Raw genomic sequence first — 21,516 nt, 5'->3', positions numbered from 1 at the left:
GGTCCTTTGCAGCTGGTGCTGGTTGTTTCAGGTTTCGTCGTCGTCGGCCGGCGGCTCGACCGGCACGTCGGCCTCGTCGGCTTCCGGCGCGTCGGGAATGCGCACGTCGATGATCTTGGCGCCGGGAAAGCGCGCCAGGATGGCGGCGACCGTCGGGTCGCTCTTGGCATCGAGGAAGGCGTTTTCGCGCTTTGTCGATTCCAGCTCGGCCAAGGTCTGGCCGCCCTCTTCCTTCGACAGCGACACCAGCCAGTTGCGGCCGGTCCAGGCGCGCAGCTTGGCGGTCAAATCGTTGAGCAACATCTTCGGCGCATCGTCGGTCAGGCTGACGTCGATACGACCGGGCTCGACGCGCACCAGGCGCACGCAACGCTTCACCAACACCTTGAAGGCCATGTCGCGCTGGGCGTCGGCAAGGGCGACAATGTCGGCCAGCGATTTCACCGGCACCGGCGGCGCCTCGACCGCCGGCTCCGGCGGAGTAACGAAGTTGGTCGGCACCGGCTCGGCCTCGACCAGACGCATTGTCTGGGCGCCGCCATTGGCCATCGGCATCCGCGCCTGCGCCACGGCGCCGGCACCACCGCTTGCAGGCGCATGGTTTGCGGGGCCGGGGCTTGCCGGCGTGCCATTCACGCGCGGCGCAGTGCCCGGCAGGGTACCGCCGTTCTCCAGCGATTTCAGCGCCTCGTCCAGCGTCGGCAGGTCGGCGGCATGGGCCAGCCGGATCAGCACCATCTCGGCGGCGCTGACCGGGCGGTTGGAGGTCTGCACCTCGGGAATACCTTTCAAGAGCATCTGCCACGTCCGCGACAGCACCTTGACCGACAGCATGCTGGCGAAATCGGCGCCGCGCCGGCGCTCGTCCTCGGACAGCGAGGCGTCGTCGATGGCAGCCGGCACGAAACGCAGACGGGTGACCAGATGGTTGAACTCGGCAAGGTCGGTCAGCACCGCGGCAGGATCGGCGCCGGTATCGTACTGGGCACGGAATTCGGCAAGTGCGGCGGCGACGTCGCCCTTCATGACATGTTCGAACAGGTCGACGATGCGGGCACGGTCGGCAAGGCCGAGCATAGCACGCACCGCTTCGGCGCTGACCGCGCCGCCGCCATGGGCGATCGCCTGGTCGAGGATCGACTGCGCATCGCGCATCGAGCCTTCGGCCGCGCGCGCGATCATCGCCAGCGCATCGTCTTCGACTTCGATGCCCTCCAGACCGGCTATCCTGGCAAGGTCGGCCTTGATCATTGCCGCATCGATGCGCCTGAGGTCGAAACGCTGGCAGCGCGACAGGACGGTGATCGGCACCTTGCGGATTTCGGTGGTGGCGAAGATGAACTTGACGTGCGGCGGCGGCTCTTCCAGCGTCTTCAGCAGGCCGTTGAAGGCCTGGTTGGAAAGCATGTGCACTTCGTCGATGATGTAGACCTTGTAGCGCGCCGACACCGGGGCGTAGCGCACACGCTCGATGATGTCCCTGATGTCGTCGATGCCGGTATGCGAGGCGGCGTCCATCTCGATGACGTCGACATGCCGGCCTTCCATGATCGCCTGGCAATGCTCGCCGAGCACGGCAAGGTCGACGGACGGCTGGTCGACGGTCGATGTTTTGTAGTTCAGGGCCCGCGCGAGTATGCGCGCGGTCGTCGTCTTGCCGACGCCACGCACGCCGGTCAGCATCCAGGCCTGGGCGATGCGGCCGGTGGCAAAGGCATTGGTCAACGTGCGGACCATCGGCTCCTGGCCGATCAGTTCGGAGAAATTCGACGGTCGGTATTTGCGCGCCAGCACGCGGTAGGCGGCAGGCTTGTCCAATTTCCCGGCCTCGTTTCCGGCTTCGCTCATTCGCCCGTTAAGCTCCAAGGGCTGCCACTGGAGGCGGCCGATTCCTGCGCATAGTTTCGCCCGCTCGGCTTGGCGCCGTCAATGTCAGGGCAAAAGGCGAAGAGGCGGGAGGCTGGAACAATGACCCGTTCCGGGCTCGTTAGGGCTGCTTCCTTCCGGACCTGACCCGGTTGGCGAGTGGACCGTCCACCACCAACCTCCCAGCCTCCATATCGGCAATCCGGCGATGAAATGCAAGTGCGGATGATAGGGGCCTTGAGCGACGGCGAAAGCTGAAACCAAAAACCCGCCTCGGCGGGCGGGTCGTTGGTGCGAATAATCACCATAGCGAAATTAGTAGCATAGCTGCCGGCACAAAGCAAGAACAAAATGTGGCCGCGATCAAAATCGTCGACCTCGGCGGGGCAGCGCCAACCTGATGCAATTTGCCCGGGCCCTCACTTCTTCGCGCACAATCAGCGCCGCGACGGCCAATGTTGGTTGCTGCCCCTTGCGGCCCTTCGGAAGCCGCTCTAGCGTCGATGGAGTTCAAAAAACGTCAAAAAGTGAGGGAAACGCCGATGCTGCCGGGCCTCAAGGCCGGATTCACGCTTGACGCCCAGCTGGAAGCCGACAGCGAACAGTTGATGTGGCTCGGCCTGTGCGAATTGCGCGTCATGAACGACCGCCGCTGGCCATGGCTGCTGCTGGTGCCGCAGCGGCCGGGCATCGAGGAAATCCACGACATGACGCCGCTGGACCAGGCGATGCTGACCTTCGAGACCAACATGGTGGCGCTGGCGCTGAAGCGGGTGACCGGCTGCACCAAGATCAACACCGGCGCACTCGGCAACATCGTGCGCCAGTTGCATGTACACGTCATTGCGCGCTCGGAAGGCGATCCCGGCTGGCCCGGCCCGGTGTGGGGGCACGGCCTGCGCGAGCCCTATCAGCGCTCCGACCTTCGCAAGTTTGCGGAAAAGATCAAGGCAGCGCTATAAGCCTCTCCCGTGTCCACCTTGAACCTTCCCGAGTCTGCATGAGCTTTCGCCTGTTTGACGCGCCCTTGCGCGAGCCGAGCCAGTTCGTCGGCTTCGCCGGCAACATTATCGACCGGCAGTCCGAAAACCGCGCCGACGATTCCGTCGAAAAGGCACTCGCCGATCCCTCGGCGCGGCTTTTGCTGATGCGTGGCGGCCGGCTCTATTTGAAGCTTGCGCAAGGCGCATTCGACCCCTGGTTCGGCGTGGCCGAATGCCGACCGCTCGAAGCGTCGCTCGAAAACGGCGTCCTGCTCGGTTTTTCCGAAAGCGGCCCGGTGCTGGCGGTGCCGGCCGGGGTCGAGCCCGAGCAGCTTCCCGAGACGATCAAGGCGATCGACTATCGCTCGGTCTATATGCAGGGGCTGATCGACGAAGCGGCGGCCGGCGCGCTGGCGCAAGGGGCGGCGCTGCTCGCCTGGCATGCCAGCCATCGCTTCTGCAGCAAATGCGGCACCGAAGCCGAGATGCGGGCGGGCGGTTACAAGCGGCATTGCCCGGCCTGCGGTACGGAGCACTTTCCGCGCACCGACCCGGTGGCGATCATGCTGACGGCAACACGCGAAAAATGCCTGCTCGGCCGCGGCCGGCATTTCGGGCCCGGCATGTATTCGGCGCTCGCCGGTTTCATCGAGCCGGGCGAGACGATCGAGGCGGCGGTGCGCCGCGAAACGCTGGAGGAAGCCGGCATCCGGCTAGGCCGTGTCGTCTACCACGCCAGCCAGCCCTGGCCGTTTCCCTATTCGCTGATGATCGGCTGCTTCGGCGAACCGCTCAACGACGATATCCAGCCCGACCTCAACGAGCTGGAAGATTGCCGCTGGTTCTTTCGCGACGAGGTGCTCTTGATGCTGGCCCGCGAGCATCCGGGCGGCCTGATGACACCGCCGAAGGGGGCGATCGCCTATAACCTCATCCGCGCCTGGGCTGACAGCGCGTGACACGAAGATATCGCAGGAGCAAAAAATGATCCGTCACACCGTCGTGTTCACGCTGAAACACCCGCCGCATTCGCTCGAGGAAAAACGGTTCCTCGCCGACGCCAAGAGGATTCTCACGGCGATAAAGGGCGTCACGCATTTCGAGCAGTTGCGGCAGGTCAGTCCCAAGAACGACTACCGCTTCGGCTTCTCGATGGAGTTCGCCGATCAGCGGGCCTATTCCGGCTACAACGACCATCCCGACCACGTCGCCTTCGTCCGCGACCGCTGGATCCCGGAAGTCGAGGCGTTTATGGAGATCGACTACGTGCCGCTCGGCTGGGGCTGAGACTGGAAAGCGGCGCTCTAAAAATTAATACCCGGCGTCGCGATCCACCACATTTTCCAGCGGTTCGCCGCTCTCGAAAGCATCCATCTGGCGCAGCATGATCGGCGCCAGGTGGACCGGATCGGAAGTTGCCGCCGCATGCGGCGTCACGAACACTTTGGGGTGGCTCCATAGCGGGCTGGTCTTCGGCAGCGGCTCGACCTCGAAAACGTCGAGGCTGGCTTCCTTCAGCGTGCCGTCGTCCAGCGCGCGCAAAATGTCGGCGTCCTTCTGCAGCCTGCCGCGCCCGGCATTGATCAGCACTGAGCCGCCGAGGCCGTTGCGCTTCCGCAGCTCCTTCAGCACGCCGTGGTTGATGATACCGTGCGTCTGCGGCGTCAGCGGCAGCAGCACCACCAGGATGTCGGTGGCGTTTAGGAACGGGATCAGGCCGGCCTCGCCCGCGTAAGTCGAGACACCTTGCATCGGCCGATCGCTGCGCGACCAGCCATTGACGGGAAAGCCGAGCGACAACAGCACCGATGCCGCCGCGCGGCCAAGCGTGCCGAGCCCCATAATGCCGACCGAGATGTCGCTGGCCGGCCGCTGCTGCGGTTCATGCCAGATCTTCTTCTGCTGCTGGGCGCGGTAGAGCATGCCTTGGCGATGGTGGTCGAGCACCCGCCAGACGACGTATTCGGTCATGTACTGGGTCAGGTTGTCGGCCACCACCTTGACGACCGGTACGTCGGGCAAGGTGGGATCGGCGAAGATGTGGTCGACGCCGGCGCCGATCGAGAAGATGGCGCGCAGATTGGGCAGCGACGACAACAGGTTCGGCCGCTGTTTCCACACCACAGCATAGGTAATCGAGGGATCGCCGGCGCCATTCGGCTCGAGCACCACCTCGCGCTCCGCCGACAGCAGTTCGCGCCAGCGCAGCGGATGAATACCGGTGAGGGCAAGCAGGATGCGGCCTTTTTCCATTGTGGATTGTTTTTCCCTTTTTACCAACAGCGTTCGCGTTCCGACGCGCAAGGCGCGGCAGTGTTTTGATTTTGTGCATGATCTCTGGCGAAAATCTACTCGCTGACGATGCCGACCGGCGCCGTTTCGATCTTGAAGGCGGCCGAGATCAACGCCTTTGTGTAGTCGGTCCGCGGGTTGCCGAAAATCTGTTCGGAAGGACCGGCCTCGACGATCCTGCCGTTACGCATGACGATGACTTCGTTGGCGAGCGCGCGGATGACCCTCAGATCGTGGCTGATGAAGAGGTAGGCGAGGTCGTGCTTGGCTTGCAGGCTGCGTAAGAGGTCGACGACCTGCGCCTGCACGCTCATGTCGAGCGCCGAGGTCGGCTCGTCCAGCATGACGAAACGCGGGTTGAGCACCATGGCGCGCGCGATGGCGACGCGCTGGCGCTGGCCGCCGGAGAATTCGTGCGGATAGCGGTTGCGCGTCGCCGGATCGAGGCCGACTTCCTTCAGCACGTCGACGACACGCTCGTCGCGCCCATCAGGAGACAGCTTCGGCTCGTGGATCTTCAACCCTTCCTCGATGATCTCGGCGACCGACATGCGCGGACTGAGCGAACCGAACGGATCCTGGAAGACGATCTGCAACTCGCGCCGCAGCGGCCGCATTTCGTTGAAGGACAGCTGATTGATGCCGCGTCCGTTGAACTGGATGGTCCCGGTCGACGAGATCATCCTGGCCAGCGCCAGGCCGAGCGTCGTCTTGCCTGAGCCGGATTCGCCGACGACGCCAAGCGTCTGGCCGGCCCGCACGGTGACGTCGATGCCGTCGACCGCCTTCACATTGTCGACGGTGCGCCGGAAGAAGCCCTTCTTGATCGGAAACCAGACCTTGACGTCCTTGCCGACCATCACCGGCTTGGCGGCCTGGTTGGCCGCCGGCGGCTTGCCTTTCGGCTCGGCGGCAAGCAGATGCCGCGTGTAGGCGTGCTGCGGATTGGCGAATATCTCCTTGGTCGGGCCGGTCTCGACGATCTTGCCCTTGGTCATCACGCAGACCCGGTCGGCGATCTTCCTGACGATGCCGAGATCGTGGGTGATGAACAGCATCGACATGTTCTTGCGGCTTTTCAGGCCGGCGAGCAGCTCGAGGATCTGCGCCTGGACGGTGACGTCGAGCGCCGTCGTCGGCTCGTCGGCGATCAAAAGTTCAGGCTCGTTGGCCAGCGACATGGCGATCATGACGCGCTGGCGCTGGCCGCCGGAAAGCTGGTGCGGATAGGCGTCGAGCCGCTTCTCCGGCTCGCGGATGCCGACCTCGTGCAGAAGTTCCAGCGTGCGCGCCTTGGCTTTGCGATCCCCCAGGCCCTGATGCAGCTTCAATACCTCGACGATCTGCTGCTCGATCGTATGCAGCGGGTTGAGCGAGGTCATCGGCTCCTGGAAGATCATGGTGATCTTGTTGCCGCGCACGCGGCGCAGGTCTCTCTCGTCGGCGGCAAGCAGGTCGGCGCCGAGGAACAGGATCTTTCCCGACGGGTGGCTGGCGGTCGGATAGGGCAGCAGCTTCAGAACCGACAGCGCGGTGACCGACTTGCCGGAGCCGGATTCGCCGACCAGCGCCACCGTCTCGCCCCTGGCGAGGTCGAAGGAAATATGGTCGACGGCGATCGACTGGTCGCCGCCTTGCGTGAAGGCGACGCTGAGGTCCTGGACCGAGAGCAGCGGGGTGTCGCTCATCTGAACGTCTTGCGCGGATCGAAGGCGTCGCGGGTGGCCTCGCCGACGAAGACCAGCAGCGACAGCATCAGCGAGATGACGACGAAGCCGGAAATGCCGAGCCAGGGCGCGTTGAGATTGCGCTGTGCCTGCTTCAGCAACTCACCCAGCGAGGCGGCGCCGGGCGGCAGGCCGAAGCCGAGATAGTCGAGCGAGGTCAGCGTCGAAATCGAGCCGCTGAGCAGGAAGGGCAGGAAGGTCAGCGTCGCCACCATGGCGTTGGGCAGCAGATGCCGGAACATAATGGTGACATTGGATACGCCGAGCGCGCGCGCCGCGTTGACATATTCGAAATTGCGGGCGCGCAGGAACTCGGCCCGCACCACGCCGACCAGTGCCACCCAGGAGAACAGCAGCATCAATCCGAGCAGGATGAAGAAGCCGGGCGGCAGGATGGCGGCGACGATCAAGAGCAGATACAGCACCGGGATCGCCGACCAGATCTCGATGAAACGCTGGAACAGGAGGTCGGTCCAGCCGCCGAAATAGCCCTGCAGAGCGCCGGCCGCCACGCCGATCAGCGCCGAGCCGGCGGTCAGGATCAGGCCGAACAGCACCGATATCCTGAAGCCGTAGATGACGCGCGCCAGCACGTCGCGGGCCTGGTCGTCGGTGCCCAGCCAGTTCCAGTTGCCGACGTTGCAATTGGGGTCTGCCTCGCCTTTCGGATACTGGTTGCAGCGCGTCTTCTTGTCGTAGAGCCAGGACGGCTTGGTCGGTGCTGCTTCGGGAATAGCGTTGTTGACGGTCTGGTAGGAGTAGCGCACCGGCGGCCAGACCATCCAGCCATTGGCGTTGATCTCGTCCTGGATCACCGGGTCGCGGTAGTCGGTGACCGCATAGAAGCCGCCGAACTTCTCCTCGGGATAAGCGACCAGGACCGGAAACAGGATCTCGCCCTTGTAGGAGGCGATGATCGGCTTGTCGTTGGCGACCAATTCCGAAACCAGCGACAGCACGAACAGGAACAGGAATATCCACAACGACCAGTAGCCGCGCCGGTTGGACTTGAAGTTCTGCAGGCGCCGCTGGTTGAGCGGCGACAGAAAGGGCCGCGCGATCCGTGCCGGCGCCGTTTCGGCTGTGGCCTGCGCCATCAGACGTCTCTCCGCTCGAAATCGATGCGTGGATCGACCCAGGTATAGATCAGATCGGACAAAAGCCCGACGAACAGGCCAAGCAGCGAGAAGATGAAGAGATTGGCGAACACCACCGGATAGTCGCGCTGCACCACCGAGTTGAAGCCGAGCAGGCCGAGGCCGTCGAGCGAAAATATGTTCTCGATCAGCAGCGAGCCGGTGAAGAAGGCCGAGATGAAAGCACCGGGAAAACCGGCGATGACGATCAGCATGGCGTTGCGGAAGACGTGGCCATAAAGCACCTGCCGCTCCGACAGGCCCTTGGCGCGGGCTGTGACCACATATTGCTTGCGGATTTCCTCGAGGAAGGAATTCTTGGTCAAAAGCGTCGTCGTGGCGAAGGCCGACAATACCAGCGCGGTCAGCGGCAAGGTCATATGCCAGAAATAGTCGACGATCCGCGCCGGCCACGACAGCTGGTCCCAATTGTCGGAGGTGATGCCGCGCAGCGGAAACCAGTCCCAGAACGAGCCGCCGGCAAACAGCACCATCAGCAATATGCCGAACAGAAACCCGGGAATGGCGTAGCCGACGATGACGACGCCGCTGGTCCAGACGTCGAAGGTGGAGCCGTCCTTGACCGCCTTGCGGATGCCGAGCGGGATCGAGATCAGATAGGACAAAAGCGTGATCCACAGCCCGATCGAGATCGACACCGGCATCTTTTCCAGGATCAGGTCGAGCACCGATATGTCGCGGAAATAGCTGTCGCCGAAATCGAAGCGGAGATAGTTCCACAGCATCATGCCGAAGCGCTCGAGCGGCGGCTTGTCGAAACCGAACTGCTTCTCCAGCTTCTTGATGAATTCCGGGTCGAGCCCTTGCGCGCCGCGGTATTTCGAGCCGACGTCGCCGGCGACGTCGAAATTGGCGCCGCCAGCATCACCGCCGCCGCCGCCGAGGCGATCGCTGCCGCCCTGGTTGGTCAGCCTGGCGATGACCTGCTCGACCGGCCCGCCCGGCGCGAACTGGATGACGGCGAACGACACCGCCATGATGCCGAACAGGGTCGGGATCATCAGCAGGATACGGCGCAGTATATAGGCGCCCATCAGGCTCTCTGCCTCGCTTGTGCGAAAATCTCAGGCTTTGCCAATTTTTGCCGCCTTGTCTTTGTCGAACCACCACAGCGTCTCGACCGGAAAGTCGTAATCCGGCTTTTGAGCGGGAAAGCCGAACATATCCCAGAAGGCAGCCCGGTGATTCGCCAGATGATATGTTGGAATCCAGTCTAGCCGCGCGCGCAAGACCCGATCGAGCGCGTTGAGCGCGGTGACGAGTTCGATCCGGCTCTGCGCCTTGCCGGCTGCCTCGATCAGCGCGTCGATGGCTTTGCTTTCCGTACCCGGATAGTTGCGCATCCCCGGCGTTTTCGCCATCCGGGAATTGTAGAGGATTTCCAGGCCGTCGGCAGTAGGCGTCGCCCCGATCAACCAATGTAGCATGTTGAAATCGAAATCGTAGTTGCTTTGCCGCGCTTCAAATTGCGTCGAATCGACCTGCCGGATCGAAGCGTCGATGCCAATCGCCTTCATATTCTCGGACCACGGCGCGAAAATGCGAACGAGACCCTCGTCCTCGGCCAGCATTTCCACCCGCAGTCGCTCGCCCTTCTCATTGACGACGAAATTGCCCGCTCGCTTCCAGCCGGCTTCGGCAAGCAGTCTCGAAGCTTCGCGCAGCACCTTACGGTCGTGACCGGAACCGTCCGAGACGGGTTGCACCACCGGTTCGCCGAAGGTTTCCGGCGGCAACTCGGCTCGAAACGGCTCCAGCAGTTTCAATTCCTGGGGCGAGGGCGGGCCCTCGGCCTTGTAGTCCGATCGTTCGAAGTTCGATTGCGAGCGCTCGTAGGAGCCGAAAAACAGTACCCGCTTGGTCCATTCGAAATCGAAGCAATAGGCGATCGCCTGTCTCACGCGCACATCGCGGAATTGCGGCCGGCGCTGGTTCAGCGCGACAGCCTGCATGTCGGGCGATTTCTCGCCGGGAAATTCGCGTTTGACGACCCTGCCATCCTTCAGCGCTGGAAAGTCGTAGCCGGTCGCCCATACGCGCGCGGTGAACTCCTCGCGAAAATGCGTATCGCCTTTCTTGAACGCTTCAAACGCTGCCTGGCGATCAAGGTAGAAATCGATACGGATACGGTCGAAATTATTAAGCCCGCGGTTCACGGCGAGATCGCGCCCCCAATAATCGGCGACGCGTTCATATTCGATAGTCTGCCCGGCCACGACCCGTCCCATCTTGTACGGCCCGGAGCTGAGCGGCGGGGTCATCGTCGAGGCGTCGAAATCATTGGCCGTATAGAAGGCTTTGGACACGATCGGCATTACGGCGATCGCGAGGATATTCTGCGCCGACTGTTTGCCGTTGAAGGTAAGGCTGACAGTAAGCGGATCGATTGCGACCGCATCCGTCATATGCCGCAGCGCTTGGGAAAGGTTCGGGTGTCCCCGGTCTTTGTAGAGGTTCAAGGCGAAGGCAACGTCCTCAGCCGTCAGCGGCGAGCCGTCATGGAAGCGCGCTTGTGGCCGCAGGCTGAAGCGGAAGCCGTTGCGGTCCTGCGACAAGGTAACGAATTCGGCAAGCACGCCGTAGACCGCATCCGGCTCATCGAGCGCCCTTGCCATCAGCGAATCGAAACAGAGCTCGGTGCGCGGCGGCGAATCCCCCTTCAACACCAGCGAGTTCAACGTGTTGAAAGTCAGAAAGCTCTGATTGAGGGTGGAGTTCGGCGGGCCGAAATTCATCCGGCCGCCCTTGGGAGCGTCTGGATTGACATAGTCGAAATGCGTGAAATCCGGAGGATATTTGAGATCGCCGAAGGCAGACAGCCCGTGCAGTTTCACGCCGGTCGGGATGGCGGCGAAAGCCCGGCCGGGCAGCAGCGCTGCAGCGGCGGCCGCACCGCCAAGGGCCAGGAAATCGCGACGGGGCAGCGCCGCCATCAATTGCCACTCTTGTATTTGGCGGCCAGCGCTTTTTCCTTGTCCGGGTCGATCCACCAGGAATTCTGGTCGACGCCGCTATAGGCGGGCTGTTTCTCCGGCATACCGAACTTGTTCCAGTAGGCCAGCCAAACCACGGCGCGGTAATATTGCGGCACGACATAGTAGTTCCACAGCAGCACCCGGTCGAGCGCATGGGTGGCGGCAACCAGATCGTCGCGGTCGGTGGCAAAGATGATGCGGTCGACCAGCGCATCGACGACCGGATTCTTGATGCCGGCGTAATTGCGCGATCCCGGCGAATCGGCGGCCTTGGAACTCCAGAAATCGCGCTGTTCATTGCCGGGAGAGTCCGACTGCCCGAGTATCGAAGTGACCACGTCAAAGTCGAAGTGGGTGACTCGGTTGATATACTGGGTTTGGTCGATCAGGCGCAGCGTTGCGTCGACGCCGATTTTGCGCAGATTGGCGATATACGGGCTGGCGATGACCTGGTCGGTGTCGTTCCAACCGAGGATCTCGAATTTGAACGGTTCGCCGGTCTTGGCGTTGACCATCTTGCCGCCCTTGATGATCCAGCCTGCCTTGGCGAACAGATCGACCGCGGTCTTCAGGTATTTGCGCTCAGCCTGCGGGTTGTCGTAGACCGGCAGCTTGAATTCCTGGGTAAAGACTTCAGGCGGCAGCTTGTCACGGTACTGCTCGAGGATTTCGAGTTCCTTGCCCTGCGGCAGGCCACTCGACGCCAGTTCGGTGCCCTGGAAATAGCTGCTGGTGCGGGTGTTGGAACCGAAGAACAGGGTCCGGTTCATCGTCTCGAAATCGAACGGATACATCAACGCGGCGCGCACCAGGCGATCCTGGAACAGCGGGCGCCTGGTGTTGAGCATGAAGGCCTGCATCGGTTCGGGCGACGCGGTCTTGAATTCCTTCTTGATGACGTCGCCGGCCTGAACTGCCGGGAAATTATAGGCCGTGTTCCAGCGCCTCGAACTGTTCTCCGGCTTGATGTCGTCCAGCCCGCCCTTGGTAAAGGCCTGCCAGGCGGCATTGTCGTCGAGAAAATAGGTGAAACGCTGCCTGTCGAAATTCTCGCGGCCGATTTTTACGGGCAGCTTGGCCGCCCAGTAATCGGGCACGCGCTGCCAGATGATTTCGGAGCCAGGCTTGAAGCTGGCGATCTTGTAGGCGGCGGAGCCGAGCGGCGGCTCCTGCGTCGGCTTTGTGACGTCGCGCTTCTTGCCGTTGGCGTCGGTGCCTTCCCACCAGTGCTTGGGCAGCACAACGAGATCGCCGATGATCTTCGGTAGCTCCCGGTTGCCCTTCTGGCTGAAGTGGAATTCGACCTCGCGGTCGGACACCGCGACGGAGTCGGTGACGTTTTCGAAATAGCGGCTGTACATCGGGCTGTTGGCCTTCAGCACCTGGAACGACCAGATCACGTCCTCGGTGGTGATCGGCTGGCCGTCATGCCATTTCGCCCGCGGATCGAGCCGGTAGGTCGCCGAGGAATAGTCGGCCGGATATTTGTAGGCGTCGGCGATCAGCGGATGGCTGGTGCTGCCCTCGTCGGTCGCCTGCTCCATCAACGTGTCGTAGAGCAGGCCGCCGCCGAACTGCGCGAAGCCGGCGGCCGGCGAACCCTGCACGATATAGGGGTTGAAGCTGTCGAACGTGCCGAGCACCACTGAGTTCACTGTGCCGCCCTTCGGCGCATCCGGATTGACGTAGTCGTAGTGCTGGAAGTTGTCGCCGTATTTGGATTCGCCGATCAGCGAGGAGGTCGTACGCCATTCGTCCGCGAAGGCCGCCTGCAATCCGCCGGCAAAAGCGGCCAGCATCAGCACTGATTTCAGAAGCGTCCGCGCTCGGCCAACCGTCATGCGTTCTCCTCTTCGCGATATAGCGCCGTCACCATAGCGTCTGGGCCCAATCTAGATCATTTGGCGGCGCTGAAAACCGCAACCGAGCGGCTTTGTCGTCGCATATGCATTTTTCCTAACGAAAAAGCCGGGCTGAACCCGGCTTTTTCAAGGATTATGCCATTACAGTTTTGTTATTTTGCGGGCGCAGCCGGCGCCGGAGCGGCTGGCGCCGCGCCTTCTGCCGGCTTGGCAGGGGCCGCACCTTCGGGCGGCTTGGCGGCCTCATTTTCGGCCGAGGCGCCGGGCGCCGGCAGCGGCTTCGGATTGTCCGACAGCGTGCGCAGATAGGCGATGACGTTGGCGCGGTCCTCATCCTTCGGCAGACCGGCGAAGCCCATCGCGGTGCCCTTTACGAACTTCTTCGGCGAGGTGATGAAGTGGTTTAGATTGTCGTAGGTCCACTTCTCGCTGCCGCCCTTGGAGAACTCCTTCATGCCGGCCGAATAGGCAAAGCCCTCATGCTCGGCGACCGGACGGTCGATGATGTCCCAGAGATCGGGGCCGACCTTGTTGGGGCCACCCTTTTCGCCGGAGTGGCAAGCCTGGCATTTCTTGAAGATGGCGGCGCCCGCTTCGGCGTTGGCAGTGGTCAGCAGCTCGGCAATCGGCTTCACGGCCGCGGCGGGAGCGGCCGGGCCGCCTTCGGCGGGCTCGGTCGCCTCGATGGCGAAGCCGGGCTTTTCCGGCGCCGGCGAGGCAAACAGCGCGTCGGACACGATGCCAATGGAAAAGACGATGAACACGGTTCCGAGGAGACCGGCGAGCAGCTTGTTGACTTCGTTGGAATCCATACGCCCCAGGCTCCCTTTTCCGGCGGACCGATCCGTCCACTCCGTCCGTCGGTATCGTGAACCACCCTGCGAGGCGGTCAAATCGCGCGGAAACTAGGTCTTTTGCTCCGGCGTTGCAACACCTATAAGGGCGCTGCCAGTGAGACCTTTTGCCACTTTTGTCCTCCTCTTTTTCGAGCCCCTGCCCGCCTCATGTCCACCCTCATCCTGATCCCGGCCCGCATGGCCTCGACGCGCCTGCCGGGCAAGCCGCTGGCCGACATTGCCGGCACTCCGATGATCGTCCACGTCGCCCGCCGTGCTGCCGAGGCGGGGCTCGGCCGGGTCGTCGTCGCCACCGATACGCAAGGCGTTGCGGAGGCGGTGCGCGCGCATGGTTTCGAGGCGGTGATGACGCGGGCGGACCACGAAACCGGTTCCGACCGCATCTTCGAAGCGCTGACCATTCTCGATCCCGGCAACAGCGTCGAGACCATCGTCAATGTGCAGGGCGATCTGCCGACCATCGACCCCCTTGTTATCGGCGCCGCGCTGAAGCCTTTCGAGAACGCAGCGGTGGATATCGCCACGCTCTGCGTCGAGATCGTACGCGACGAGGAAAAGACCAATCCGAACGTCGTCAAGCTGGTCGGCTCGCCACTCTCGACGACGCGGCTCAGGGCGCTCTATTTCACCCGCGCCACCGCCCCTTGGGGCGAAGGCCCGCTCTACCATCATATCGGCCTCTATGCCTATCGCCGCGCCGCACTCGAACGCTTCGTTGCGCTAAGGCCGTCGCCGCTGGAGCGCCGCGAGCGGCTGGAGCAGTTGCGGGCGCTGGAGGCCGGCATGCGCATCGATGCGGAGATCGTCCAGTCGGTGCCGCTTGGCGTCGATACGCCGGACGATCTCGAACGCGCCAGGGCGCTCCTTTCCAACTAAGAAATTCTTCCCCCAATTCCCGAGACTCTGCGCATGCCTGAAAAGACCAACAAAATATCCTTCCAGGGCGAGCCGGGCGCCAATTCCGACACCGCCTGCCGCAACATGTTCCCGTCGATGGAGCCGTTGCCGTGCCCGACCTTCGAGGACGCCTTCAACGCCGTCGAGACCGGCAAGGCCGATCTGGCGATGATCCCGATCGAGAACACCATTGCCGGCCGCGTCGCCGACATTCATCACCTCTTGCCGGAATCGAAGCTGCACATCATCGGCGAATACTTTCTGCCGATCCACTTCCAGCTGATGGTGCTGCGCGGCGTCAGGCGCGACGAGATCAGGACCGTGCACAGCCACATCCACGCGCTCGGCCAATGCCGCAAATACATCCGCAAGAACGGCTGGAAGGCGACGGTTGCCGGCGACACCGCGGGCGCCGCCAAGATGGTCGCCGCGATGAAGGACCGCACCATGGCCGCGCTGGCGCCGGCGCTGGCCTCGACCCTCTACGGACTCGACATCATCGAGGAGAATGTCGAGGACACCGACAGCAACGTCACCCGCTTCGTCGTGCTGACCAAGAACAAGCAATGGGCCGAGCGCCCCTCGGCCGACGCCAGGATGATGACGACCTTCATCTTCCGCGTCCGCAACGTGCCGGCGGCGCTCTACAAGGCGATGGGCGGGTTTGCCACCAACGGCATCAACATGACCAAGCTGGAAAGCTACCAGCTCGGCGCGTTTACGGCGACGCTGTTCTACGCCGACATAGAGGGCCATCCCGACGATCCGCTGGTGAAGCTGGCACTCGACGAGTTGCGCTTTTTCTCGCGCGAAATGCGCATTCTCGGCGTCTATCCCGCCAGCGCCTCGCGCGAGCAGTGGAAGGTGGCGGATTAGGATCCGGTCAGGTCAGGCCGAGCTTGTTCTGCTTGGCCGGCTTGCCGCATTCGCGGCGGGCAATCGACCGGTTCATGGCGTCGATCTTGCCGCTTGCCTGGTCGGCATCGCGCTTGGCTTTCGAGCGCATATCCGGCGTGAACGGGCCAAAGCCCGTCGCCGGGTTGGAGAAGGACGGCTTGGCGTCCACCGGCAGATGATATTGCTGCGCCAGGCCGTTTCGTTGCGCCAGCAATTGATCGCAAGGCACCTTGTCATATTGCAGCGAGGACTGGACGTTTTCGTCCTGCCGTTCGGACATCGAATTGCCGACGCAGCCGGCCATCGCCAGGCAAGATGCCAAGACCGTCATGTTCCAGCGCATGAACGTGCTCCTTGTCGTTCGCAGCTGCGGCTTCTCATGCGCAGCGGCAGAAGTCTTAGCCAGATTTTACGCTGCCGGAAAGCAAGCTTGCCACTACGGCCAGCCCTTCGACCGGTTGGCGGCGATCCTGCCGGATGATCGTTGCCTGCAGCGACAGGACTGAAAAGCCGTCGGCGTCCAGAACCCGCTCTACATAGCTTTGGGAATGCGCGTAGCGGCGGGACGGCAGCAGGGCGAAGCCGGCGCTGTCAGACGATTCTCCGCCCGGGAGCGTCTCGACGGAGAACGCAAACAGACCGCCGCCGGCAAGCATTCCGGCAATCTTGTTCACCACCTTTTCGAGTGCGCCGACATAGATGAACACATCGGCCGCCGTCACCAGATCGGCTTTCGGGCCAGAATAGCAAAAATCCTGCAGGTCCGTCTTGACGAGCAGATCGTAGACGCCTTTGGCGCGCGCCTGCCTCAGCATGGCGGCCGAGATGTCGTAACCCTCCAGCCGGTCGGCGATCGGCCGCAGCTTCTGGCCCATGAGGCCGGTGCCGCAGCCGAGATCGAGCGCCAGCGAAAACCGGCCCGGCCGTGCTGCCTGGATGGCGCGGTCGAGGCATTCGGGCAGACGATAGCCGAGCCTGTCGACCAGTTCAGCCTCGAAACTCCCGGCATAGTGGTCGTACAGCGTCTCGACAAAGGCGCTGGGCGGCGCCTGGGCCGCCGCTGCCCTGCCGATCAATTGCAGCTTGAGCACCGCGCCGAGCCTGTCCGCCGGGTCGAGCCGCAGTGCCGTCGTCCAGGCCTGCGCGGCACGATCGCGCGCGCCCGCCGCTTCCTGCATCTCGCCGAGGCGGAACCAGCCGGCTGGCCATTGCGGCGCCAGTTCGAGCGCGCCGAGCAGCAATTCCGCCGCTGCCGCATGATCGCCGGATGCATAGAGCATTTCGGCATAGTCGGCGCGGCGGTCGGCGGTCAAATCGCCGGACGAGGTCTGGAGCGATTTCATGCGATCGGGTTCCGCCGGGTGTTTGCAGCCGGCTTGCGCTCTATGCTGGAGTCAGCAGTGACATACAACAGGCTTCCCGCGCCGGAATTAGCGCCTATCTTGGGGCCATGCGCGCCAGCGACCTGCTTCATCCCCGGCCGGAAGGGCTGTATTGCCCGCCCGGCGATTTCTTCATCGACCCGGTGCGGCCGGTCAACCGGGCGCTGATCACACATGGCCATTCCGACCATGCCCGCTCCGGCCACCGCTCGGTGATGGCGACGCAGCAGACGCTCGACATCATGGGGCTGCGCTACGGCGACAGTTTTGCCGGAACGACGCAAGCCGCCGTGCTCGGCGAGACGATTGCGCTTGGCGGTGTGGCCGTCAGCTTTCACCCGGCTGGTCATGTGCTTGGCTCGGCCCAGATCAAGGTCGCGCATCAGGGTACGTGCATCGTCGCGTCCGGCGACTATAAACGCCAGAAGGACGCGACCTGCGAGCCGTTCGAGCCGCTCAAATGCGACGTCTTCATCACCGAGGCGACGTTCGGTCTGCCGGTGTTTCGGCATCCGCCCGATACCGAAGAGATCGCCCGGCTGCTGAAATCGACCGAGCAGTTTCCCGAGCGCACGCATCTGGTCGGCGCCTATGCGCTGGGCAAGGCGCAGCGCGTCATGCGGCTGCTGCGCGATGCCGGCTACGAAAAGCCGATCTACATCCACGGCGCGCTGGCCAAGCTCAGCGAGTATTACCAGAGCCAGAATATCGATCTCGGCACATTGGAACCGGCGACCGTCGAGACCGGCCAAAAAAGCGACTTTGCCGGCGCCATCGTCGTCGGCCCGCCATCCGCCTTCGCCGATCGCTGGGCGCGGCGTTTTCCCGATCCGATGTCGTGCTTCGCCTCAGGCTGGATGCGCATCCGCCAGCGCGCCAAGCAGGGCGGCGTCGAGCTGCCGCTGATCATCTCCGATCACTCCGATTGGGACGAACTGACGGCGACGATCAAGGAGACCGGCGCGGAAGAAATCTGGGTGACGCATGGCCGCGAGGAGGCGCTGGTGCGCTGGTGCGAACTCGAAGGCATTGCGGCTCGGCCGCTGCATCTGGTTGGTTATGAGGACGAGGGCGATTGAGAATGCGAGGTTCGATGGTCACCTGCGCAGAGCTCTACGGCGCCCCTCTCTGTCCTACCGGACATCTCCCCCACGAGGGGGGAGATTGGATGTCGCGCCGGCTTTCGCCAACCACCAACGTTGCTGGACGGGTGGCAAGGACGAAACTGCCAATCTCCCCCCTCGTGGGGGAGATGTCCGGCAGGACAGAGAGGGGCGCGAAGGATCGCAAGCTTCCCCCCTTGGCGCGCCGCTCATGAACCGCTTCGCCGAGCTTCTCGACCGGCTGGTGCTGACGCCGTCGCGCAACGGCAAGCTGACGCTTTTGACCGACTATTTCCGCAGCGTCGAGGATCCGGACCGCGGGCTGGCGCTGGCGGCCATCACCGGCGATCTGTCCATCGCCGCGGTCAAGCCGGCGATGCTGCGCACACTGGTGATCGAGCGCATGGATCCGGTGCTGTTCGGCTATTCCTACGACTATGTCGGCGACCTGGCCGAGACCGTGTCGCTGGTCTGGCCGCAATCGCCTCTCGATATTGCGAACCACGAGCCGACGCTGGCCGAGGTGGTGGCCAAGTTGCAGGCGGCGAGCCGTTCCGACGGGCCGCAGGTCCTGGCGCGGCTGCTCGACAGCGCCAGCACGTCTGCGCGCTTTGCCATCATAAAGCTGGTCACCGGCGGCCTGCGCATCGGTGTCTCGGCGCGGCTCGCCAAGCAGGCGCTGGCCGATTTCGGCAAGGTCGATATAGCCGAGATCGAGGAACTCTGGCACGGGCTGACGCCGCCTTATACCGGGCTGTTCGCCTGGCTGGAAGGCAAGGCCGAAAAACCCAGGAAGACGGCGCTGGCGCTGTTCAGGCCGGTGATGCTGTCGAATGCCGTCGGCGACGGCGACCTCGAAAAGCTCGACCCGGCCGACTACGCGGCCGAATGGAAATGGGACGGCATCCGCGTCCAGGCGGTTTGCGAAGGCGGCATTCGCCGGCTCTATTCGCGCACCGGTGACGATGTCTCCGGCGCCTTTCCGGATCTTGCCGAGGCGATGGATTTTTCAGGCGCCCTCGACGGCGAGCTTCTGGTCGGTGACCCCAGGCAGGCGACGGGCACCTTCTCGGACCTGCAGCAGCGGCTGAACCGCAAGAGCGTGTCACCCAAGATCCAGCAGCAATACCCGGCCTTCATACGCTGCTACGATGCGCTGCAGATTGGTGACGAGGATGTGCGGGGATTTCCCTTCCGCGAACGGCGCGGCCGGCTCGAGGCCTTCGTCAGGACACTCGATCCGAGCCGCTTCGATCTGTCGCCGCTGGTCGAATTCACCAACTGGCAGACGCTGGAGGAATTGCGCCGCAAGCCGCTGCATCCGGTCATCGAAGGCGTCATGCTGAAGCGCTGGGATTCGCCCTATGTGGCCGGGCGGCCGAAGGGCCCGTGGTTCAAATGGAAGCGCGATCCGCACACGGTCGACGCGGTGCTGATGTATGCCCAGCGCGGCCACGGCAAGCGTTCGAGCTTCTATTCCGACTACACATTCGGCGTCTGGTCCGGGCCGGAAGGATCGGAGGAGCTGGTGCCGGTGGGAAAAGCCTATTTCGGCTTCACCGACGAGGAACTGAGGCAGATCGACAAATATGTCCGCGACAATACGATCGAGCGCTTTGGCCCGGTGCGCTCGGTACGGGCCGACCGCAGACAAGGCCTCGTGCTGGAGGTGGCGTTCGAAGGGCTCAACCGTTCGACGCGGCACAAATCCGGCGTCGCCATGCGCTTTCCGCGCATTTCGCGGCTGCGCTGGGACAAGCCGGCGGCGGAAGCCGACCGCATCGAGACGCTGCAGGCGCTGCTCGATAGTTAATGCATGTCGCGCAAAAAGTGTGCAGCGGTTTTGCGGTAACGACATGCATCAAAATAAGAACCTGAAGTGCGTCGCATGAGGCCGGTCCGAACGCGACGTGCTTTAGGGAACGACTGAAACGCGGATCTCGTAGATGTCGACCGACTTGCCCTGCTTGTCGAAGTCGGAATTGATGGCGATGGTGCCGGCAGCACCCGGACGCTTGTCGGGAAAGCGCACGTCGAACAGATATTCATTGCGCTCGCGACCGACCGCATAGCGCTTGCGGCCGCAGTCGCCGAGTTCGCCGAAATTGCAATCGACGGAAATCTGCGTCTCCTGGCCCTCCTCGGAGCGCGCGATGATGTCGAATGTGGCATGCTTGCCGGCGAGTTTTTCCAGCACGCCTTGCCCGACGTCGAAGCTGATGGCCGAACCGGATGCACCCGAGCGGATGCGCAGGAAGGAACCGCTTTCGTCCTGGATAACGTCGGCCTTGGCGTCCGACGGTGCATTGACCTGCGTCGGGTCACCCGGCGAAAAAACGTTGATCCAGTCGCGCGCCTCGTCCTCCTCGCCCTGCTTTGGCGGCGAAGCGGTGTCGTCCGGCGTGAAATCTTCGCCATCGACCGTTGGCGGCGCTTCCGGTGGCGCTGTGTCGAGCTCGGTCGCCGATTTGAAGACGCCGGTCTGGTTGGCGAAATAAAGGCCGATGCCGGCGGCTGCGAGCAGCGTCACACCGAAGAAGATCGCGGTCAAGGGCAGGCGGCGCCGCCTCGCCCGCCGGTCGTCGCGGTCGGGCGTCACTTCCGCGTCGTCGGTTTCGGTCGGAGCCGAAGCCCCCATGTCGATCACCGGCGCCTCGGCAACAGGCGCATCGGGCATGATGTCGGGGACGACAGGCAGGACGCGCGACCGGGGCGCATCGGCTTCGGACGGCTGCGCCGGACCGTCAACGACGACATCGGGCGACGGCTCGGCTTCGGTTTCAGTTTCAGCCGGAGGCTCCACCGCCGGTGCTGCCTGCAAACTGTCGGTCGGCGTGGCGACATCGGGAACCGCCGGCAGGAATTCCGATTCGATTTCGGTGATCTTCGCCTGGACCGCCTTGCGGCGCTTGATGGCGACCTCCACGGTGACGTTTGGATTGGCCTGCAGGGCACGGTCGAGTGCCGCGAAAGCCGATCGATAGACCCGCTCGCGAAACGCCCGGTCGTCGGCATTGCCTTTCTCGAAGGCATTGCGGATCGCTTTTTCGATCGCGTCCAAGCGAATTCCCTCTGCAATTTCACTCACTTTGTCATGATCGTTAGCCGCAGGCGACCAATCAATCAACAAGCGAGCGGCCGCATTCTGCCTTGCCGAGGGGCACAAAGCTTATTTCGGCGGTTTTCGGTAAAGGAATCAACATTTTTCGCTGATTTTCCGGTCACGGCCAACGTGGCGGTCGCGCGGCGTGCCGATGCGGCATCGCGCGGCCAATGGTAGATCCGCGCGGCGGCTGCCCTTGCGCCCGGCCGGAGGCGGCACGAATTGCCTCGTCCTGAAATCGCGACTGCCATCTTGAATTCGCGGCCGGTTGCGTCTATCACGCAGCCCATCCTGGAAGCTCGGCTTCCCGGGCCGCTTTAGCTCAGTTGGTAGAGCACATCATTCGTAATGATGGGGTCAGGTGTTCGAGTCACCTAAGCGGCACCAAAATTCTCGATGAATTAAACGGGACCAT

At 63.3% G+C, this 21,516-nt stretch carries 18 protein-coding genes, 1 tRNA gene and 1 other RNA gene; 8 read left to right on the top strand and 12 right to left on the bottom strand.

Going from position 1 to position 21,516, the window contains the following annotated elements; all coding sequences use genetic code 11:
- Positions 1 to 27 precede the first annotated feature (27 nt).
- A complete protein-coding gene (locus tag NKI70_RS24230; protein ID WP_352570308.1) occupies positions 28 to 1,848 on the bottom strand; it encodes a DNA polymerase III subunit gamma/tau in 1,821 nt (606 codons plus the stop codon).
- A 104-nt stretch (positions 1,849 to 1,952) separates the two neighbouring features.
- An RNA gene (ffs, locus tag NKI70_RS24225) (signal recognition particle sRNA small type) lies at positions 1,953 to 2,049 on the bottom strand.
- 359 nt (positions 2,050 to 2,408) lie between these two features.
- Between ffs and NKI70_RS24220 the strand changes: the two genes are divergently transcribed.
- Genes NKI70_RS24220 through NKI70_RS24210 form a run of 3 tightly spaced genes read left to right on the top strand, consistent with a single transcriptional unit; the run spans position 2,409 to position 4,136 of the window.
- The gene (locus NKI70_RS24220) at positions 2,409 to 2,828 is read left to right on the top strand and encodes an HIT family protein (RefSeq protein ID WP_023676868.1); all 420 of its coding nucleotides are present in this window, start codon (positions 2,409 to 2,411) and stop codon (positions 2,826 to 2,828) included.
- A gap of 38 nt (positions 2,829 to 2,866) precedes the next feature.
- A complete protein-coding gene (gene nudC, locus NKI70_RS24215) occupies positions 2,867 to 3,808 on the top strand; it encodes an NAD(+) diphosphatase (RefSeq protein WP_352570306.1) in 942 nt (313 codons plus the stop codon).
- A 25-nt stretch (positions 3,809 to 3,833) separates the two neighbouring features.
- Positions 3,834 to 4,136: a Dabb family protein gene (locus NKI70_RS24210; RefSeq protein ID WP_023676866.1), complete on the top strand. Its 303-nt coding sequence runs from the start codon at positions 3,834 to 3,836 to the stop codon at positions 4,134 to 4,136.
- A gap of 24 nt (positions 4,137 to 4,160) precedes the next feature.
- Here the strand turns inward: NKI70_RS24210 and NKI70_RS24205 are convergent, their stop codons facing one another.
- The 7 genes from NKI70_RS24205 to NKI70_RS24175 form a co-directional block, all read right to left on the bottom strand.
- The gene (locus NKI70_RS24205) at positions 4,161 to 5,102 is read right to left on the bottom strand and encodes a 2-hydroxyacid dehydrogenase (RefSeq protein WP_023676865.1); all 942 of its coding nucleotides are present in this window, start codon (positions 5,100 to 5,102) and stop codon (positions 4,161 to 4,163) included.
- Positions 5,103 to 5,197: 95 nt separating this feature from the next.
- On the bottom strand, positions 5,198 to 6,829 hold the full coding sequence (locus NKI70_RS24200; RefSeq protein WP_352570304.1) for an ABC transporter ATP-binding protein: 1,632 nt from the start codon (positions 6,827 to 6,829) through the stop codon (positions 5,198 to 5,200).
- Entirely contained in the window at positions 6,826 to 7,965 is a 1,140-nt protein-coding gene (locus NKI70_RS24195) for an ABC transporter permease (RefSeq protein ID WP_352570302.1), read from the bottom strand. Before NKI70_RS24195 ends, NKI70_RS24200 begins: the two co-directional genes overlap by 4 nt.
- Positions 7,965 to 9,059 (bottom strand): microcin C ABC transporter permease YejB, encoded by a 1,095-nt coding sequence (locus NKI70_RS24190; protein WP_352570300.1) that lies wholly within the window; start codon positions 9,057 to 9,059, stop codon positions 7,965 to 7,967. The genes NKI70_RS24195 and NKI70_RS24190 overlap by 1 nt, the downstream gene beginning before the upstream one ends.
- A gap of 30 nt (positions 9,060 to 9,089) precedes the next feature.
- On the bottom strand, positions 9,090 to 10,958 hold the full coding sequence (locus tag NKI70_RS24185) for an extracellular solute-binding protein (protein WP_352577505.1): 1,869 nt from the start codon (positions 10,956 to 10,958) through the stop codon (positions 9,090 to 9,092).
- A complete protein-coding gene (locus tag NKI70_RS24180; RefSeq protein WP_352570296.1) occupies positions 10,958 to 12,841 on the bottom strand; it encodes an extracellular solute-binding protein in 1,884 nt (627 codons plus the stop codon). Before NKI70_RS24180 ends, NKI70_RS24185 begins: the two co-directional genes overlap by 1 nt.
- 173 nt (positions 12,842 to 13,014) lie before the next feature.
- Positions 13,015 to 13,674, bottom strand: a complete 660-nt coding sequence (locus tag NKI70_RS24175; protein WP_352698171.1) for a c-type cytochrome — start codon at positions 13,672 to 13,674, stop codon at positions 13,015 to 13,017.
- 192 nt (positions 13,675 to 13,866) lie between these two features.
- Between NKI70_RS24175 and NKI70_RS24170 the strand changes: the two genes are divergently transcribed.
- A complete protein-coding gene (locus tag NKI70_RS24170; RefSeq protein ID WP_023676856.1) occupies positions 13,867 to 14,595 on the top strand; it encodes a 3-deoxy-manno-octulosonate cytidylyltransferase in 729 nt (242 codons plus the stop codon).
- Positions 14,596 to 14,628: 33 nt separating this feature from the next.
- Positions 14,629 to 15,492: a prephenate dehydratase gene (locus tag NKI70_RS24165; RefSeq protein WP_023676855.1), complete on the top strand. Its 864-nt coding sequence runs from the start codon at positions 14,629 to 14,631 to the stop codon at positions 15,490 to 15,492.
- Between the two features lie 7 nt (positions 15,493 to 15,499).
- On the opposite strand, the gene NKI70_RS24160 is transcribed toward NKI70_RS24165, so the two are convergent.
- Both NKI70_RS24160 and NKI70_RS24155 read right to left on the bottom strand, forming a co-directional pair.
- Complete coding sequence (locus NKI70_RS24160) at positions 15,500 to 15,856, bottom strand: hypothetical protein (RefSeq protein ID WP_023676854.1); 357 nt, start codon at positions 15,854 to 15,856, stop codon at positions 15,500 to 15,502.
- 55 nt (positions 15,857 to 15,911) lie between these two features.
- A complete protein-coding gene (locus NKI70_RS24155; RefSeq protein ID WP_352645337.1) occupies positions 15,912 to 16,856 on the bottom strand; it encodes a methyltransferase domain-containing protein in 945 nt (314 codons plus the stop codon).
- A gap of 107 nt (positions 16,857 to 16,963) precedes the next feature.
- Here NKI70_RS24155 and NKI70_RS24150 point away from each other — a divergent pair, with 107 nt between their 5' ends.
- Together NKI70_RS24150 and NKI70_RS24145 are read left to right on the top strand one after the other, a co-directional pair.
- Complete coding sequence (locus tag NKI70_RS24150) at positions 16,964 to 17,974, top strand: ligase-associated DNA damage response exonuclease (protein ID WP_352448565.1); 1,011 nt, start codon at positions 16,964 to 16,966, stop codon at positions 17,972 to 17,974.
- Between the two features lie 235 nt (positions 17,975 to 18,209).
- Positions 18,210 to 19,811, top strand: coding sequence for a cisplatin damage response ATP-dependent DNA ligase (locus NKI70_RS24145; RefSeq protein ID WP_352724969.1), 1,602 nt, complete (start codon positions 18,210 to 18,212; stop codon positions 19,809 to 19,811).
- A 102-nt stretch (positions 19,812 to 19,913) separates the two neighbouring features.
- Here NKI70_RS24145 and NKI70_RS24140 read toward each other — a convergent pair whose 3' ends face one another.
- A complete protein-coding gene (locus NKI70_RS24140) occupies positions 19,914 to 21,059 on the bottom strand; it encodes a hypothetical protein (RefSeq protein ID WP_352724968.1) in 1,146 nt (381 codons plus the stop codon).
- 353 nt (positions 21,060 to 21,412) lie between these two features.
- Here NKI70_RS24140 and NKI70_RS24135 point away from each other — a divergent pair.
- Positions 21,413 to 21,488, top strand: a tRNA-Thr gene (locus NKI70_RS24135).
- Positions 21,489 to 21,516: the final 28 nt, after the last annotated feature.

Source organism: Mesorhizobium sp. M0500 (assembly GCF_040321165.1).
Taxonomy (GTDB): Bacteria; Pseudomonadota; Alphaproteobacteria; order Rhizobiales; family Rhizobiaceae; genus Mesorhizobium.
The sequence above is the reverse complement of the archived record's forward strand: the minus strand, read 5'-3'. Positions and strand labels throughout refer to the sequence as shown.

What these genes read in the sequence shown, in the direction of transcription:
- NKI70_RS24230 (WP_352570308.1), bottom strand. Translation starts at nt 1,848, where the DNA reads ATGAGCGAAGCCGGAAACGAGGCCGGGAAATTGGACAAGCCTGCCGCC.
- NKI70_RS24220 (WP_023676868.1), top strand. Translation starts at nt 2,409, where the DNA reads ATGCTGCCGGGCCTCAAGGCCGGATTCACGCTTGACGCCCAGCTGGAA.
- nudC (WP_352570306.1), top strand. Translation starts at nt 2,867, where the DNA reads ATGAGCTTTCGCCTGTTTGACGCGCCCTTGCGCGAGCCGAGCCAGTTC.
- NKI70_RS24210 (WP_023676866.1), top strand. Translation starts at nt 3,834, where the DNA reads ATGATCCGTCACACCGTCGTGTTCACGCTGAAACACCCGCCGCATTCG.
- NKI70_RS24205 (WP_023676865.1), bottom strand. Translation starts at nt 5,102, where the DNA reads ATGGAAAAAGGCCGCATCCTGCTTGCCCTCACCGGTATTCATCCGCTG.
- NKI70_RS24200 (WP_352570304.1), bottom strand. Translation starts at nt 6,829, where the DNA reads ATGAGCGACACCCCGCTGCTCTCGGTCCAGGACCTCAGCGTCGCCTTC.
- NKI70_RS24195 (WP_352570302.1), bottom strand. Translation starts at nt 7,965, where the DNA reads ATGGCGCAGGCCACAGCCGAAACGGCGCCGGCACGGATCGCGCGGCCC.
- NKI70_RS24190 (WP_352570300.1), bottom strand. Translation starts at nt 9,059, where the DNA reads ATGGGCGCCTATATACTGCGCCGTATCCTGCTGATGATCCCGACCCTG.
- NKI70_RS24185 (WP_352577505.1), bottom strand. Translation starts at nt 10,958, where the DNA reads ATGGCGGCGCTGCCCCGTCGCGATTTCCTGGCCCTTGGCGGTGCGGCC.
- NKI70_RS24180 (WP_352570296.1), bottom strand. Translation starts at nt 12,841, where the DNA reads ATGACGGTTGGCCGAGCGCGGACGCTTCTGAAATCAGTGCTGATGCTG.
- NKI70_RS24175 (WP_352698171.1), bottom strand. Translation starts at nt 13,674, where the DNA reads ATGGATTCCAACGAAGTCAACAAGCTGCTCGCCGGTCTCCTCGGAACC.
- NKI70_RS24170 (WP_023676856.1), top strand. Translation starts at nt 13,867, where the DNA reads ATGTCCACCCTCATCCTGATCCCGGCCCGCATGGCCTCGACGCGCCTG.
- NKI70_RS24165 (WP_023676855.1), top strand. Translation starts at nt 14,629, where the DNA reads ATGCCTGAAAAGACCAACAAAATATCCTTCCAGGGCGAGCCGGGCGCC.
- NKI70_RS24160 (WP_023676854.1), bottom strand. Translation starts at nt 15,856, where the DNA reads ATGCGCTGGAACATGACGGTCTTGGCATCTTGCCTGGCGATGGCCGGC.
- NKI70_RS24155 (WP_352645337.1), bottom strand. Translation starts at nt 16,856, where the DNA reads ATGAAATCGCTCCAGACCTCGTCCGGCGATTTGACCGCCGACCGCCGC.
- NKI70_RS24150 (WP_352448565.1), top strand. Translation starts at nt 16,964, where the DNA reads ATGCGCGCCAGCGACCTGCTTCATCCCCGGCCGGAAGGGCTGTATTGC.
- NKI70_RS24145 (WP_352724969.1), top strand. Translation starts at nt 18,210, where the DNA reads ATGAACCGCTTCGCCGAGCTTCTCGACCGGCTGGTGCTGACGCCGTCG.